This is a genomic window from Zhouia amylolytica AD3 (genome assembly GCF_000511935.2).
In the GTDB taxonomy this organism is placed as follows: Bacteria; Bacteroidota; Bacteroidia; order Flavobacteriales; family Flavobacteriaceae; genus Zhouia; species Zhouia amylolytica.
This window is the reverse complement of record NZ_AYXY01000026.1, coordinates 113,183-128,769: the sequence shown is the minus strand read 5'-3', so window position 1 is coordinate 128,769 and position 15,587 is coordinate 113,183. Positions and strand designations below refer to the sequence as shown.

Here is a 15,587-nt window from a genome sequence, read left to right as displayed (position 1 = left end):
GTTGTTTTGTACGTATTAGTAGGTCTAATTCGTAATATGTTACATAAAAGTAGGGGTTTTATTTTCTTTTAAAGTCTAATTTGATTTTTGTAATCAAATAATATTAATAATTATATGCGGTTTACTTATTGAATTAAGTTCAATGGGATTTATTATTTTTACCAAAAATTTAAAGTTATGAGTCATTTTCACCCACTAAGGGTTAAACATATAGAACGCATTACACCAAATTCAGTTACGGTAGCATTTGAGATCCCGAATGACCTTGAAAGCGAGTTTAAGTTTACACCTGGACAATATATCAATGTTAAAAAGGAAATAGAAGGACAAGATCTACGTCGTTCCTATTCGATCTGTTCTTCGCCTAATAATGGCGAACTAACTATAGGGATTAAAAAGGTAGCATCGGGTTTGTTTTCTCGCTATGCGAACAACGAATTAAAGGCTGGTGATGTTTTAGAGATTTACCCCCCTTTAGGTCACTTCACTTTTGACCCTGCAGAAAGCAACAATAAAAATATAGCCGCTTTTGCAGCCGGTAGTGGTATTACTCCTATAATGAGTATCATGAAAACCGTACTGGAAGAAACCAATAGTAATTTTGTATTGGTTTTTGGTAATAAAAGTGTTGCTGAAACCATGTTTCACAAGGAGATTTTAGACCTTGTAGCCAAATATCCTGATCGTCTAAGTGTATACTTTATTTACAGCCAGGAGCAAGATGGTGATAGCATGTTCGGGAGGATAGAGCGCTCAACCGTTAATTTTGTGCTTAATAACAAGCATAAGGAGATCGACTTCGATGCTTTTTATTTATGTGGTCCGGAGGCTATGATTCATACAGTTTCTGACACTTTAACTGAAAAGGGTATTGCCAAAGAGCATATTAAGTTTGAATTATTCACCACCTCTGATGAAGGAGAAGAAGACCTTTCATCCATTCCGGAAGGAAAAACCAAGGTGAAAGTGATTGTTGACGATGAAGAATTTGAATTCGTCATGGATCACAAAGAACGTGTTTTGGATGCAGCCTTAAAAGAAGATATTGATGCGCCATATTCCTGTCAGGGAGGTATTTGCAGTAGCTGTATGGCTAAATTGAAAGAAGGGAAAGTTGAAATGGTGAAAAACCAGATCTTAACCGATAGCGAATTGGAGGAAGGGTTAATATTAACCTGCCAATCGCACCCTCTTACAGATACTATTGTAGTAGACTACGATGATATATAACAATAAAAAGGGCTCTTCTCAGAGCCCTTCTTGTTGAACTCTTTTTAAAATTCAATTTCAACATTGATGGCAGACGCCCCCGGGAGTTTTTCCCATTTTCCTTGACTACTTCTCCTACTGAAGCCTTTACCTTTACTGAGTATGGCTCCCATATATACGCTCTGAGTATTTTTAAAATCCGGAAGGAATTCTATTCCAATAAAAAAGTCTTCCTTAATATAAACATTAAATTCGGTAAGATCAATTTGTAACCATCCTGGTTCCATTTTCTTCTTTTTAACTATATTCTCAAATAATATTCTTTCTCCAGGTAAATCATTTAAGTTTTTATAAAAATTAACTCTTATAAAGCTACTTTCCGTATCAATCCCCCTCCGCAAGTATATATTTACATAATTTATCTTTACAATAGATTTGTTTGGAATATTAATTTTTTGAGCATTTTCTATGATATCATTATCCTCTGAAATAGCTGTTAACCACAATAAAGGATTATAGCTTTTTACTCCAATTTTTCGATTTTTTTTCTTTTTGTTACTAATAACTACTACCTCAGATAATTGATTTGCTTTTGGCTGTAGCGTAAAGAAGATATTATTAGCCCTTTGAACAGGGATTTTCAGAGTTTTGTAACCTACATGACTTATGGTTAGACTATCATTTAAAAATTCTTTCGAGAGTACAATGGTAAACCTGCCTTTCTGATCGGTAACTGTCCCCTTGTTCTTATTAAAAACACCAATATTTACAAATTCAATTGGTTCATTTGTTTTTGAGCAGGTGATTATTCCACTCATTTTAATTTCTTGTGCGACAACATTATTGTTAATAAATATTGCGAGAAAGGTTGTAGCCAGGATTAATTTATTCATCTATTTTAAAATTTGGAGTTCTTTCAAATCTTGAAACTATATTAAAGAAATCAATACCTTAACTATCACTTTTCTTTTGCGTCTAAAATTTCTAATACTGAAGGTTTATTATCATTGCTTTTAAAAAGGGCTAAGTTTTTACCCAAAATCTTTCCATTTTTATCAATTAAAAATGAGGTTGGAATCCCACTGATAAAGTATTTTTTAAGCATTACTCTATTTGTATCAATAACATTAATCCAATCTAAGCTATCCTTTTTAACAGCCTCTTGCCAGGCTTTTTTATCTTTATCAATTGAAACACTTACAATTTCAAAGTTCTTACCACGATTCGTTCTATAAAAAGAAACCATCTCAGGGTGGTTAATTCTACAGGGCATACACCAAGACGCCCAAAAATCTATTAAAATATAATCTGCTTTTAGTTGAGCACTATTAAACATTTCTCCATTTATTTTCTGTAGTTTAAAATGAGGAGCCTGCTTACCAATACCCAATTTTTTTCTCTGCTGGATTAAAAGTTCAATCTTTTGCATAACCTTCTTTTCCTGATATGATGTGTCCAGCAGTTCAAAAAGTGCTTCTAAATTTTCTGTAGATAAATAGCTTTCATTTTTATACGCTCTAAAAATCAATTCATCTCCACTCTTTTTTAATCGTGGGTTCTTACTAAGAAATTTATTTAGGCTCCTAAATAAATTTACTTCTTTAAGACTGTCATTTTTTTCTTTATGAAAGGCTTTAATTAAATCCTCATTATAATTATCGAATGCAAGTTGAGAATTAGATCCTTTAATATCTATAAGATGTAAATCTTCAAGAACTTTATCTTTTTTAACTTCTGTTGAGTAATGAAGAGTTATAAAAATGGTACTGTTCTCAAGAATAAATTCTGTGCCAATAGCCCATGGAGTATCAGTATTATTAGGTAAACTTATGAATGCACTGGTAGGGGAATCTACCCCACCCTTAAATTCAAATGAGTTATTTTTAATTAAAGTGCTATCCTTTTTACCTTCATATTTTATAAAAATGTATTTACCATTTTGATCATTTATACTTCCTTTCAACACAAACCTCCTTTGGTTACCTTTAAAAGTTGTTGATGAAAACACGAGTAAAATTGATCCAAGTAGGACATATAGAAACTTTATTAGCATTGTTTTTCAAGATTTAATTTGCTCTATTTTGAAAGTAAAATAAAACAATACGTAGGGGTTTATAATGTTAAAAAATAATAATTAACATATCTTTAATCCGCCATAACCAATTTATTCAGGTTGGAATAACCACAAAAAAAGGGCTCTGAGAAGAGCCCTTTTTTTATGTATATTTTTATTACAGTTTTTATTTCCAATAATCAGCAATCCATTTAGCAGGTCGCACATAGCGATACCATTTGCCTCTTCCGCCTTTAATAGCTTTAGGCGGATTGATCTCTCCGTGAAAAATAATAATTTTTGCTCCTTCCGGAATGGTAGGTTTTTTCCAAACCGCTAATGGAAATTTAGAAATACAATCATATTTATAGCTAGGACACCAAGGTTTTGGCCAATAGTTCAGCATTCCTTTCTCGTGAACCGCCCAGGTTAAATATTCCTGCTCATTTCTATGTTGCTTTCTGATGGTATCAAAGTTCGCTACAAAATAGTCAAATACATAACCGTGTTTCCCGATTTCGAATCTGTAAACAGAAGAGTTTCCCGTAATACGCCATTGCTTTCGATAATCTTTGATGATCATAAACGGATTATCATCTTCGAAGAAGCAATCGATATTGTCGACAATTACCACATCCAGATCTAAAAACAAGGCCGTCCCTTCTAAACCATAGAGATCTGATTTTAATGTGGTTAGCTTTTTCCACATGCGCTCTGGCAGGTTGCCGGGAATATCAATTTCAGGAATTGGAAAACATTTAATATGATCGTCTATTCCCTTTTCATCATCGGTAAAACATACCATAGTAAAAGGCAAGTTTAAATTGCGTTTTACCATGCTGTACAATCGGTTTACATAAGTAGCATCGTAGAGGGTACCCCACTTCATGCAAAATATGTGGATATCTTTATGCATTAGAATCTTTTTTAGTGTATTGTATCATTCCTGATACTTTGAATGCAAATATACCTTTTATTACTTATTTTTGAGGGAGATTCTTCTCATTCTAAAACAAACGGTTTATGGAAACGCATCATCTTGCTAAAAACAATTCGGTATTAAAACACTTTCTTTCTGACCTTAGAGATATTAATATTCAACAAGATCGGATGCGGTTTCGAAAGAACATGGAACGCATAGGTGAGTTGCTTGCGTATGAGATGAGTAAAACCTTTGTATATAAAACCCTGGAGGTTCAAACACCTTTAGGCATAAAACACACACATCAAATCAATGAGGAATTAGTGATTTGTGGTATTTTCAGAGCGGGACTGGCATTACACCAGGGATTCTTAAATTATTTCGACCAGGCAGATAATGCTTTTATTTCTGCGTACCGAAAGCATCGCGATCATAGTAATGCTTTTGACATTGAAATCGAATACTTAGCATGCCCATCTCTGGAAAATAAAACGTTGATTCTTGTCGACCCCATGCTTGCAACCGGACGATCTTTTGAAGCTGCCTACAAAGCTATTGAAAGTGTTGGAGCTCCTAAGAATATCCATGTAGCAGCAGTGGTAGGGACTCCGGAGGGTATTAAACATCTGGAAAACACCTTACGCCCTGATACTAAATTATGGGTAGCCGACATTGATGAAAAGTTAAACGAAAAAGACTATATCGTACCGGGTTTGGGCGATGCGGGAGACCTTTCTTATGGAGCTAAATTACAACACTAGCGCCAGGAAGGGCAACAAGACAAATATCCATAATACGGTTTCTTTAACCCATTTAACCTTGGTTATCTGAAGGTAATTAGCGATAATCATCGCCAAAGGAAATGCGATAAAGATAAGTTCTGCAACGTTTACATCTTCCGAAAAGGTTGAGATGCCCAAACCAATAAACAAACTTGCCACAACCAATGCCATAGCTTTTTGGGCTTTTGCAGAGCGTATTTTAATATTCACCAGATATGCCAGCAACGCAAAGACTCCAATAATCAGGGTAGTTACGATTGGAATGGAGAAGCTTAAATCTTTATACTTTTGAATATTAAATTCAACATGAAAGGTAAAAACCTCAATCAACCCGGAAATGTTATCGGTTATATAATAATACGTAACCACAAAGAATAACACCGCACCAATTCCAATAACAGGAACCAGCCAATTTCGGTAATCTTTTGCATCGTAAAACAAAACTCCGGTATATACCAGCAATACGAATAGTAAACTCCACTGATACCATAAAAACGAAAAACCAATCAAAAGTGAAGCATCAAAAAGCTTCTGTTTGATCGCCATGTTCGTCCGTAAGCTCATCAGCCTCCTGACTGCCAGAAGAACAAAGAAATTAGCAATAATAAATTTACTCGATTTTAAAATCGGCGGGTACATGCACATAAGTAAAACAAACAGGAGGATAGGATAGGAGTTACTTTGCGATAGATCGTTCTTTTTGCTGATAAAATCCACCAAAAGAGCACTTAAAATAAGCAATAAACACAATCCGAATTTTTCAAGCCATTCAGTACCTTTAAAAGCACTGTCAAACACAAAAAACTGTACACTCCAAAAGTACAGAAACAAAAAAAATCCAATAAAAATGAAATTTATGGGTTTTGTTTTACCAAAAATGCTTGAAATCATGATGTGTTTTTATACTTTTGTAGCGTAAAATTAATATAACTTTTTACTGATGAAAGATTTTTTTGAAGGTATTCAATATTTATTTGAAGATATTTTATTTGTTCCTTTAAACAGTTTACGCTTTATGCATAGCTGGTGGGGATCTAACGCGATTAACTGGATCTTTATAATTATCGGTATCGTAGCCTTGGTATACTGGGTACTTCAGTTAAAGAAATTTAACGATAATAACGAGGAACGTAAGGATGTTTCAGCACATTCATACATTTAATCCGATTACTTACAGCGTCTATTAACTGAAGGTTTTTACTTCAGCTAAAATATAATTGATACCCTTTCAAAATTGAAAGGGTATTTTTTTGTGTCTCATTAACAGAGTTTTACGGAAAACTTCCACTATTAGCGTTGAATAATGGGTATAGAAATAAAAAAAGCCTGCATTTAGCAGGCTTTTTTATTATTTAATGATACTACAAATCAAACCCTAAGTCTGTTCTGTAATACATTTTATCAAAGTTTAATTTTTTGACATTCACATATGATTTGTCAAGGGCTTCCTTAAAATCGGAACCATAAGAGGTAATAGCAATCACGCGACCTCCTGAGGTTACTACTTTACCGTCATCCAGTTTGGTTCCTGCATGAAAAACGACAGAATCTTCAATCGCCTCAATTCCCGTAATCTCTTTTCCTTTTTCATACGCTTCCGGATATCCTCCCGAAACCACCATTACCGTAGTAGCAGTACGCTCATCTATATCGAGCTCAACTTCACCTAGTTTCTGATCAGCAACAGCCTGGAACAGGTCAACGAAGTCATTTTTAACTCTTGGAAGTACTACCTCAGTTTCAGGATCTCCCATTCGGACGTTATATTCAATAACGAAAGGATCATTATCCACTTTCATCAAGCCAATAAAGACAAAACCTTTATAAGGGATGCCATCTTTATGAAAACCGCCTACGGTAGGTTTTACAATACGATCTTCAACTTTCTGCATAAACTCGTCGTTTGCAAAAGGAACCGGCGAAATAGCCCCCATTCCTCCAGTATTCAACCCTGTATCTCCCTCGCCAATACGTTTATAGTCTTTTGCATTTGGAAGAATCACATAATCTTTACCATCGGTAAGCACAAAAACACTTAATTCTATTCCTTTCAGGAACTCTTCAATAACCACTTTAGTGCTGGCAGCACCAAACTTAGCATCCACCAACATGTTTTTAAGCTCCGTCTTAGCCTCTTCCAGGTTATCGATAATCAATACACCTTTACCAGCAGCCAATCCATCTGCTTTTAAAACATAAGGAGGGTTCAAAGATGCTAAAAACTCGTACCCCTCTTCGAGATTATCAGCTGTGAAGCTTTTATAGGCCGCAGTAGGCACTTTATGACGTGACATAAACTCTTTGGCTACCTCTTTACTGCCTTCTAAGGCAGCACCTGCCTTTTGCGGTCCAATTACCGGAATATGTTTCAATGCATCATCTTCTAAAAAGAAATCAGCCACTCCCAGAACTAATGGATCTTCGGGTCCTACGATCACCATATTTACGTCTTCCCCTACAACAAACTCTTTTATTGCCTCAAAATCTGTAACGCCAATATTTACATTGGTTGCAATTTTAGCGGTACCAGCATTACCAGGAGCTACAAATAAATTACCAACTTTAGGGCTTTGAGCTATTTTCCAAGTAAACGTGTGTTCTCTTCCTCCAGAACCTAGAATAAGGATATTCATGATTTTCTTACTATTTAAAAAATGAAAATGATTCGGCAAAATTAAGGCTTTATGCGCTGATAGTGCAATTTAATTTAGTCGAATTGACGGAAACCTTATTTTTTGTTATGATTAGAAAAGTCTTTATGTGCCTTTTTATACAATTCCTCTGAAGGTAAGGATTTAAAATATTGATAGGTGACACGCATTCCTTCCTGACGACTCACCTGAGGTTCCCAATCTAATATTTCCTTGGCCTTCGAAATATCAGGCTGTCGCTGAAGCGGATCATCTTGAGGCAATGGTTTATATACTACCTTCTGGTCGGTATTGGTTAATTTAATGATTTCTTCTGCAAAATCCTTTATGGTTATTTCATCGGGGTTCCCAATATTAACCGGCAAGTGGTAATCACTCATTAACAACCTATAGATTCCTTCGATCTGATCGTCTACATAACAAAAGGATCTCGTTTGCATACCATCACCGAATATCGTCAGATTCTCTCCTCGGAGCGCTTGTCCTATAAAGGCAGGAATTACCCGACCGTCGTTCAATCGCATTCGAGGGCCATAAGTATTAAAAATACGAACAATACGGGTGTCTAATCCATGAAAACGATGGTAGGCCATGGTAATCGACTCCATAAATCTTTTGGCTTCATCATATACACCTCTTGGACCAATCGTACTTACATTGCCATAGTAATCTTCTGATTGCGGGTGTACTAGAGGGTCCCCGTAGACTTCAGAGGTGGATGCAATTAAAATTCTGGCATTCTTCTCTTTCGCCAAACCCAAAAGGTTATGGGTTCCTAATGCTCCCACTTTCAAGGTTTGTATTGGAATTTTTAAATAATCTATAGGGCTTGCAGGAGATGCGAAATGTAAAATGTAATCAAGTTGTCCGGGTACATGCACAAACTTAGTCACATCGTGATGGTAAAACTCAAAATTCTCTAATTTGAAAAGATGCTCAATATTTTTTAAATCTCCTGTAATTAAATTATCCATTCCAATTACATAACACCCTTCTTTGATAAATCTATCACACAGATGCGATCCTAAAAATCCGGCTGCACCGGTTATCAATACTCTTTTCAAATGTTTAAATTTTGTCGTTCTATTAATATAACCTGTTTTTATCAATCTGAGCTTGTCGAAGACCCATGCTGAGTATAATTTTCAGAAAACCGAACTAACTTATCCAAATTTTTTTCTATTAAAGCTTTTTTCTTCCTTTTACTCCAGCCTTTTAATTGTTTTTCAACTTTAATAGCTTCTCTAGGATCTGTAAAAACGCTCATACCACTTTAAAATACAGGCCTTCTTTTAAATGTATATGCCAAATTATCTATACCTGGGTTGTGCTCACTTATTCGTCTTTCAATATCAGATGTAATTCCTGTGTAAAAGGAACCATCAGCACTTTCTACAATATAAACCATTCTGGTTTATTCTCCTTCTCCGATTTTGTAATATACAAATCCTATTTCTTTTAATTGCTCCTTATCCAGAATTCCCCGACCATCAAAAACAAAAGCAGGTTTTTGCATTTGATCATAGATCTTTTTCCAATCGTAGGTTTTAAACTCATCCCACTCCGTAAGCACTGCAATGGCATGTGCCCCTTCACAGGCCTGATAAGAATCTTTGCAAACCTCTAAGCCTTCTCTGTTTTCTTCTGCCGTGCGGGTGTTTAAATAATCCAGATCCGCATACATACGTTCTGCCACTACCTTCGGGTCGTACACACTCACTTTGGCCTGTTCGTTCAACAGGTCGTCAGCTACATAGATCGCTGCAGACTCTCTCGTATCGTTGGTATCTTTCTTAAATGCCCATCCTAAAAAGGCTATCTTTTTTCCTGAAACGGTATTATAAAGCGTACTTACGATATTATCCGCAAAACGTCTTTTCTGGTGGTCGTTCATTATAATTACCTGTTCCCAGTAATCAGCCACCTCATCCAAACCATACGTCTTAGCGATATATACCAGGTTTAAGATGTCTTTCTGAAAACAAGAACCTCCAAAACCTACAGAGGCTTTCAGGAACTTAGGTCCGATACGACTATCCATTCCGATGGCTTTAGCCACTTCATTAACATCAGCCCCTGTCTTTTCACATAGCTCAGACATGGCGTTGATCGAGGATACACGTTGTGCCAGAAAGGCATTAGCTGTTAGTTTTGACAGCTCAGACGACCATACATTGGTTGTGAGTATTTGTTCTTCAGGCACCCAGTTGGCATATACATCTACCAAGGCCTGAATGGCCTCCTGTCCTTCCGGGGTGGTATCACCTCCGATCAGGACTCTGTCAGGGTTCATTAAATCAGCTATGGCTGTACCTTCAGCTAAGAATTCCGGATTTGATAAGATCTGAAATTTAATTCCGTTTCCGTTTCCGGTATTATCCAGAATATTTTTAATGGCCGATGCAGTACGCACCGGTAAAGTAGATTTCTCAACAACGATCTTATCGTCTTTAGCCACGCGTGCTATCTGACGGGCACACAATTCAATATATTTAAGATCGGCCGCCATCCCTTTTCCTTTACCATAGGTTTTGGTTGGGGTGTTTACCGACATAAAGATCATTTCTGCCTCGTCGATCGCTTTATCGACATCGGTAGAGAAGAAGAGGTTTCGCCCTCGTGCTTCAGCTACTACAGCATCTAATCCCGGTTCATATACCGGCAACTTGCTTACGTCTTCATCGTTCCATGCAGCGATACGGTCGGCATTGATATCAACTACGGTTACATTTATGTGTGGACATTTTTGTGCGATCACCGCCATGGTGGGGCCTCCAACATATCCGGCTCCAATACAACAAATGTTTTTTATTTTCATCTGTTTTATAATTTATCAATTCTATTAACGAAATAAAGCGCTAAACCCTAAGTTATATTCAGAGATTTACCAATTAAATTTAATCGATTCAACCCTTCAATTGATATCTGATTAAATTTAAAAACGCTTATTTCATCCCTTAAGTATAATGCTTGATTTGCTTTAAAGTTTACGGCTGATAAAAGTACTATATTTATGTTTCTCCACAAACAAAGCTGACTAAGGGCTTTTATTTTCTATGAATAGTTTTAAATACCAGCATTTTAGGCTTAGCCCTCGAATATTTGTTCCAGAATTTTTTTAGTGATCAGGTAGGTAGGTTTGACACCGGTAATACCCAGACCTCCGGATGCAAGGGTACTACCTGTTTCTAATGGATTATCCGATGCATAGTAGGCATAACGGACTTTAACATCCTCCCGGATACTCCTTCGTATTTTTGAAGCAGATTGAACAGCCTTTTGATAGTGTGCTCCTTCCATTTCCAAACCAATCACATTCCAGGTACTGTCATGGAAGAACTTTAAAAGATCTCTGTTCTGTAAAGAAGTACCCAACACAGTAACCATGGCACCTTCGAATACTTTTAGTTCACTTTCTTCAAAATCGGAAACTTTGAGTTCATTATGGAAAGGGTAGTTGTCTGCAGTTCCTTCGAAGATGTGAGAGGTTGGAATCATTAAATCACCTTTACCTCCTTCTAAAATTCCAGCTTTACCCATGATGGATACTGATACTACATTTAAGTATTCTTCTTTATGCTTCCCTTCTTTATAAGGTTTAAGCAATTCATCAATGGTTTCGTAAGCCTGTTCTCCAAAGGCGTAATCCATGACAAACAGCACCGGCTTTTCTTGGTTGTTCAGATGCTCTTTTAATTTAAGATCTGCTTTGGCATAATTTATTTTGGAAGTGTCGAATATCTGAACATCTATGTTAGTACCTGATGTATCCGGAATACTAATCATCCCGTTCTTTTCAGCATATTGTTTCACTTTTTCCCTAAGCTCCTCATTATTAGGGTCGCTTAGCATCTCGTACACCTTGTATTCTCCTTTAGATTTAATTTCCTTATTGATTACTATTGGTGCATAAATAGAATTCATAACACTGTGCATATTGGCACTTATAATATGAATAGGACGACCTAGCAGTTCTTCCTTTTTAAGCGTTTTTTTAATAGTGTTTGCCCAAATCTCCCCGTGAATGTGGTGACCCAGACGTTCGCGCAGTATCGGGCTAAAGGTGATACTTCTTTTATTTTCATCCACCACCTCTTCGATACCTAATTTTCCTAACCAGTACATAATGGATAGAAAGCGTTCAGGATTCTCTTTGGTGGCAAAAGTTTTATGGGCTTGAAGCAGTTCATCGAATGTCCTTCCCAAGATATTCGATAAATGAATTAAGGCATTTTCCCGTTCTGCCAGGGTTAATTTCTTTTTACCTACGATATTTTCAATCTTGGTCCAATCTCTGGTTACCTCACCTGACTTATTGACCAGAACATTTTTACTGATTTTATGCGATTCGATGAACAAAAAGGTAAGATGCGTTAAGATATCATAGATATCTGACCGTCCTCGGGTGATTTCAATATTCATCTGTTCCTCATCTACACGGTAGCAGTTTCTACGTCTTTTAGGAGGGACGATCACCTTAAAATGAGACTCTTTATACCCTTCATCAGAAATAAGATTAATATAACGACATTCTTCTATTCCTATAGGCAATCGATCCAGCACATACATCAATCCGTTAAGCTCTGCTTTATCCTCAGCTACAGATCCGTATATTTCTGGTCTTAACTCTAGTAATGCTTCTCTTAAAGTATCTCCGGAGACTCCTGTCGGTTTGTAAAATCCCCTGTTAAACAGATGTCTCATAGTTATATACATCCGTTCGATGGCGTTCGTAGATTCCTGCGCCCTGGTTCTTCCTTTAATTGTATTCATAAAGATTTTTACTAAACAAAAGTACGAGAACTTTTTCTAAACATAGTTATTTTATACATAGAATCGGGGGTTTCTATGTATTAAACTGCAAATTATTAGCCTGTTTGATAGGTGTTTAATCGTCCTTGCCTTGTTTTCCTAATATTTCAACTTTTGCTTTTTTTGTTAAGACTACATTTCCTTTCGAGTCATACTCCAGCTCTATGTGCTTGATTTTTTCATCTTTTCCAGGCACGTCAAAGCTTCGAGATGACATTCCTTTGGTAAGAACACCACCAGCTTTGGCATCGTATTCCTTTTTGGTGCCATTACTCATCACAATGGTCACTTTCTTTAGTTGCAGAGTTCCCTGCGTGCATTTTATTTTAATCCTATCTACGCGTTGCTCTTTCCCTACTAAGGTTACTTTGTCTGTTTCACTTTTAAAAGCTACGGTCTTTTCAGCCAATTTAATCCAGGAGTTACTTTGTGCATTTACTCCAAGGATCCCTACGAAAAGTAAAAGCATTACCAAACGAATTCTCATAATGTGATAGTTTAATAGTTTATAATCTATTGATACCTATAAATTTAAATAAAAATATCATATTAGGAAATAGATTACATAGGCTTAACTTTTAAGTAAACTGTTAACAACTGAAGAAGAAGTATAAAAAAAGCACCTTAAAAAGGTGCTTTTCTGTTGAGGCATCGAGCGGATTCGAACCGCTGTACAAGGTTTTGCAGACCTCTGCCTAGCCACTCGGCCACGATGCCGTTATTTTGGGCGACAAATATAAGAGTTTATTTTATTTATTTACAAAAATTATCGCTTCAATGTCATTTCAATGGTAACCATTTCTACATTACCCCCGATAGGCGGATTGATCTTGGATACCTGAACTGTGGTTTCATTCGCAATTGCTATTTCATCAAAGATCCTGTCTATGATTCTTTTAGCCACATGTTCAAGGAGCTTCGAACGAATAGCCATTTCTTCCTTGACAATGCGGTTTACATGAACATAATCTACCGTGTCTGCCAGGGCATCACTAACTGCTGAGGGTTGCAGATTGGCTTTTACCTCCACATCAACTCTGTAATCACTACCAATTTTTCCTTCTTCTACAAGGCATCCGTGATAAGCATATACCTGAATGTTTGTTACTCTAATTATTCCCACGCTTAATTTTTAAGCAAAATTAGCCTTTTTATTGGTTTCTTTTTAATCGTATATTATGATTTTATCTGCCATTTAAATATCTACTTCCTTTAGTTTGGTACACCTTAACTATGGCTTATCTATGCTTTAGCACCGGGCCTAGAGGGTTTTAAGTTACCTGAATATATCCTTCTGCACTACTTTGTCATTCCGTATTTTTTTGCCATTCCGCACTTGTTGCGGAATCTGTTATTCCACTGTTTGATCTGTTTTTTCCTGATTGGGAATTGTCGAACTGAATTAATAAAGCATGTTTATTCTTTATTCATTTTCTTTATTCACCAATTTGCTTATTGTTTTATAGGGAGTTCATGATGTGCTACGCAATTATTCACCTAAAGAAAACGAATCAAAAGAAAGGGTGCCCGTCGAGAGGTATTTTTGCTATCGCAAAACCATGAATTCAATCCTAAATGGTCTCCAAGGCTTCGACCATTTTTAACGGATTCAATTCATATATACTGCCGACGGGGGTACTCTTATATCAAAATTTCTAATCGGATATATATGAAGGTTTTCATGAAATAGCTGTGGCTCAAGTGGAAGTGCGTTAGCGATAGCTAACAAAGCATGTAACGCTAGAGACAACAGCAGTTTTGCGCTAGCAAAAATTTCCTATAAACCTTCTTGATCTTTTGGTTCGTTTTGCATCAAGGCAAAATGAACAAGGAATATAATATTATAAACGAATGGTTATGGCAATGACGTAACACAATTTCTTACCCCTGCACCCCTAAAGGGGGAAATTGTTTTCTTCCTTTTGTCATTCCGTGTTTTTTTGTCATTCCGCACTTGTTGCGGAATCCAATTTTCCTGGTAGGGATATAAATGATACCTGATAAGAGAATGCCTATTTAACTCCTATAGGCATAAAAAAATAACTTCTCCAAAGCGCAAGGCTCAGGAGAAGTTATCAGGCTATGTTATGTTTTGTATTGAGTGCTTGTTTAAAAAATCTTTGGCGCACTACTTTTCTTCTGGGTACATGGACATTCACTCATTCCCTGGAAGAAATCGAAGCCAATAGTTATCATATGGGTTCCTGAATTGTATCCTATTAATTCGTTTAAAGTTACCTGATATCCGTAGGCAAAAAAGAAGTTTTTAATATTAAAGCCCACCATAGGGGTAATATTCAAAGGATCGAAGAACTGATCATTCAAAAAACGGTATGAAATGGCAGCCCAATAGCTGTTTTCAAGATCGTATTGTCTAAAGCGCACATTCATGTCGGTATTCGAACGTTGGTCACTTTCATAAAGTTGAAAAAATACTGATGGCTCGATCTCAAAATTACTTGTTCTGGTAGCTCTCCACTTATATCCTGTATAGATATAATAGTTTCTTAGTGAATTAGGCTCATTAATGGCGAATAAGTCCAGATCTTTGTTTAAAAGGTTCGAGGCATTCAAACTAAAATAAAAGTCCTGTAAACGGTATAAAAAGCCCACGTCGAAGTTGTGGTTGTTCGTTCTTCTGTCATTTACACTTGGGTCATTCGGATCAAAGCTTTCCGTATCTATTCGAAACTGATTGTAATTATAGGAAAGTCCGAAGGACATATAATGATTATCAAAAGCATCGAAGGTAAGGTGATGAGCAAAAGATACTCGTGCCCCTCGTGTATGGGTATACCCGTTTCGGTCATTGAAAAGGATAGCTCCAAGACCAGAGCGATTACCTACCCTCATATCTATCGCCAACGACTGAGTATCCGGAGCATCTTTAACACCTACCCACTGGGTGACTCCATTTAGCCGGGTTCGAATATGATCTCCAATACCAGCGAATGTCGGCGATAAGATAAAGGGGTTATCTGCTAAATATTGTGTGTATGGCGGTAAGGTTAATTCCTGTGCATTAGTTTGCCACACTGACATTAAAACACATATAATACCGCATAAATAGGTTACAACTTGTTTCACTAGCTTTTAATTTTTCTATTCAACACTTAAGTTATGGTTAAAACAAAGGGCTTTACCAGCCCTTTGTTTAA

15 protein-coding genes and 1 tRNA gene are annotated in these 15,587 nt (G+C 36.5%); 3 read left to right on the top strand and 13 right to left on the bottom strand.

Annotated elements, in window-relative coordinates; genetic code table 11:
• The first annotated feature begins 177 nt into the window (after positions 1-177).
• Positions 178-1,230: a ferredoxin--NADP reductase gene (locus P278_RS14105; RefSeq protein ID WP_038268286.1), complete on the top strand. Its 1,053-nt coding sequence runs from the start codon at positions 178-180 to the stop codon at positions 1,228-1,230.
• Positions 1,231-1,274: 44 nt separating this feature from the next.
• On the opposite strand, the gene P278_RS14100 is transcribed toward P278_RS14105, so the two are convergent.
• From P278_RS14100 to P278_RS14090, 3 genes are all read right to left on the bottom strand, one after another.
• Positions 1,275-2,102, bottom strand: a complete 828-nt coding sequence (locus tag P278_RS14100) for a carboxypeptidase-like regulatory domain-containing protein (RefSeq protein ID WP_038268283.1) — start codon at positions 2,100-2,102, stop codon at positions 1,275-1,277.
• A 65-nt stretch (positions 2,103-2,167) separates the two neighbouring features.
• Positions 2,168-3,172: a TlpA disulfide reductase family protein gene (locus P278_RS14095; RefSeq protein WP_161808366.1), complete on the bottom strand. Its 1,005-nt coding sequence runs from the start codon at positions 3,170-3,172 to the stop codon at positions 2,168-2,170.
• A 277-nt stretch (positions 3,173-3,449) separates the two neighbouring features.
• A complete protein-coding gene (locus P278_RS14090) occupies positions 3,450-4,178 on the bottom strand; it encodes a hypothetical protein (RefSeq protein ID WP_038268280.1) in 729 nt (242 codons plus the stop codon).
• A 107-nt stretch (positions 4,179-4,285) separates the two neighbouring features.
• Between P278_RS14090 and upp the strand changes: the two genes are divergently transcribed.
• The gene (gene upp / locus P278_RS14085; protein WP_038268278.1) at positions 4,286-4,945 is read left to right on the top strand and encodes a uracil phosphoribosyltransferase; all 660 of its coding nucleotides are present in this window, start codon (positions 4,286-4,288) and stop codon (positions 4,943-4,945) included.
• Here upp and P278_RS14080 read toward each other — a convergent pair.
• Positions 4,934-5,857 (bottom strand): DUF6427 family protein, encoded by a 924-nt coding sequence (locus P278_RS14080; protein WP_038268275.1) that lies wholly within the window; start codon positions 5,855-5,857, stop codon positions 4,934-4,936. The two genes, upp and P278_RS14080, sit on opposite strands and share 12 nt — an antisense overlap.
• Positions 5,858-5,906: 49 nt before the next feature.
• Here P278_RS14080 and P278_RS14075 point away from each other — a divergent pair, with 49 nt between their 5' ends.
• Entirely contained in the window at positions 5,907-6,128 is a 222-nt protein-coding gene (locus tag P278_RS14075) for a DUF6341 family protein (protein WP_038268273.1), read from the top strand.
• 199 nt (positions 6,129-6,327) lie between these two features.
• Here the strand turns inward: P278_RS14075 and purD are convergent, their stop codons facing one another.
• The 9 genes from purD to P278_RS14030 all read right to left on the bottom strand — a co-directional run bounded on the left by purD (position 6,328) and on the right by P278_RS14030 (position 15,516).
• Positions 6,328-7,599, bottom strand: coding sequence for a phosphoribosylamine--glycine ligase (gene purD, locus P278_RS14070; RefSeq protein WP_038268269.1), 1,272 nt, complete (start codon positions 7,597-7,599; stop codon positions 6,328-6,330).
• Positions 7,600-7,694: 95 nt separating this feature from the next.
• On the bottom strand, positions 7,695-8,681 hold the full coding sequence (locus tag P278_RS14065; RefSeq protein WP_038268661.1) for a UDP-glucuronic acid decarboxylase family protein: 987 nt from the start codon (positions 8,679-8,681) through the stop codon (positions 7,695-7,697).
• A 209-nt stretch (positions 8,682-8,890) separates the two neighbouring features.
• The gene (locus P278_RS16780; protein ID WP_235444300.1) at positions 8,891-9,025 is read right to left on the bottom strand and encodes a GIY-YIG nuclease family protein; all 135 of its coding nucleotides are present in this window, start codon (positions 9,023-9,025) and stop codon (positions 8,891-8,893) included.
• A gap of 6 nt (positions 9,026-9,031) precedes the next feature.
• Positions 9,032-10,435 carry a UDP-glucose 6-dehydrogenase gene (locus P278_RS14055; protein WP_038268266.1) on the bottom strand — a complete coding sequence of 468 codons (1,404 nt, stop codon included), beginning with the start codon at positions 10,433-10,435 and terminating at the stop codon, positions 9,032-9,034.
• Between the two features lie 269 nt (positions 10,436-10,704).
• Complete coding sequence (locus P278_RS14050) at positions 10,705-12,390, bottom strand: DUF6909 family protein (protein WP_038268263.1); 1,686 nt, start codon at positions 12,388-12,390, stop codon at positions 10,705-10,707.
• 115 nt (positions 12,391-12,505) lie between these two features.
• Positions 12,506-12,916 (bottom strand): hypothetical protein, encoded by a 411-nt coding sequence (locus tag P278_RS14045; protein ID WP_051413591.1) that lies wholly within the window; start codon positions 12,914-12,916, stop codon positions 12,506-12,508.
• 159 nt (positions 12,917-13,075) lie between these two features.
• A tRNA-Cys gene (locus P278_RS14040) sits at positions 13,076-13,146 on the bottom strand.
• Positions 13,147-13,195: 49 nt separating this feature from the next.
• Positions 13,196-13,552, bottom strand: coding sequence for a dihydroneopterin aldolase (folB, locus tag P278_RS14035; protein WP_038268260.1), 357 nt, complete (start codon positions 13,550-13,552; stop codon positions 13,196-13,198).
• Between the two features lie 986 nt (positions 13,553-14,538).
• On the bottom strand, positions 14,539-15,516 hold the full coding sequence (locus tag P278_RS14030) for a PorP/SprF family type IX secretion system membrane protein (protein WP_038268257.1): 978 nt from the start codon (positions 15,514-15,516) through the stop codon (positions 14,539-14,541).
• Positions 15,517-15,587 lie beyond the last annotated feature (71 nt).

Coding starts and splice junctions, on each gene's coding strand:
- P278_RS14045 (WP_051413591.1), bottom strand. CDS start 12,916: ATGAGAATTCGTTTGGTAATGCTTTTACTTTTCGTAGGGATCCTTGGA.
- P278_RS14055 (WP_038268266.1), bottom strand. CDS start 10,435: ATGAAAATAAAAAACATTTGTTGTATTGGAGCCGGATATGTTGGAGGC.
- P278_RS14080 (WP_038268275.1), bottom strand. CDS start 5,857: ATGATTTCAAGCATTTTTGGTAAAACAAAACCCATAAATTTCATTTTT.
- P278_RS14105 (WP_038268286.1), top strand. CDS start 178: ATGAGTCATTTTCACCCACTAAGGGTTAAACATATAGAACGCATTACA.
- P278_RS14100 (WP_038268283.1), bottom strand. CDS start 2,102: ATGAATAAATTAATCCTGGCTACAACCTTTCTCGCAATATTTATTAAC.
- purD (WP_038268269.1), bottom strand. CDS start 7,599: ATGAATATCCTTATTCTAGGTTCTGGAGGAAGAGAACACACGTTTACT.
- P278_RS16780 (WP_235444300.1), bottom strand. CDS start 9,025: ATGGTTTATATTGTAGAAAGTGCTGATGGTTCCTTTTACACAGGAATT.
- P278_RS14090 (WP_038268280.1), bottom strand. CDS start 4,178: ATGCATAAAGATATCCACATATTTTGCATGAAGTGGGGTACCCTCTAC.
- P278_RS14075 (WP_038268273.1), top strand. CDS start 5,907: ATGAAAGATTTTTTTGAAGGTATTCAATATTTATTTGAAGATATTTTA.
- upp (WP_038268278.1), top strand. CDS start 4,286: ATGGAAACGCATCATCTTGCTAAAAACAATTCGGTATTAAAACACTTT.
- P278_RS14050 (WP_038268263.1), bottom strand. CDS start 12,390: ATGAATACAATTAAAGGAAGAACCAGGGCGCAGGAATCTACGAACGCC.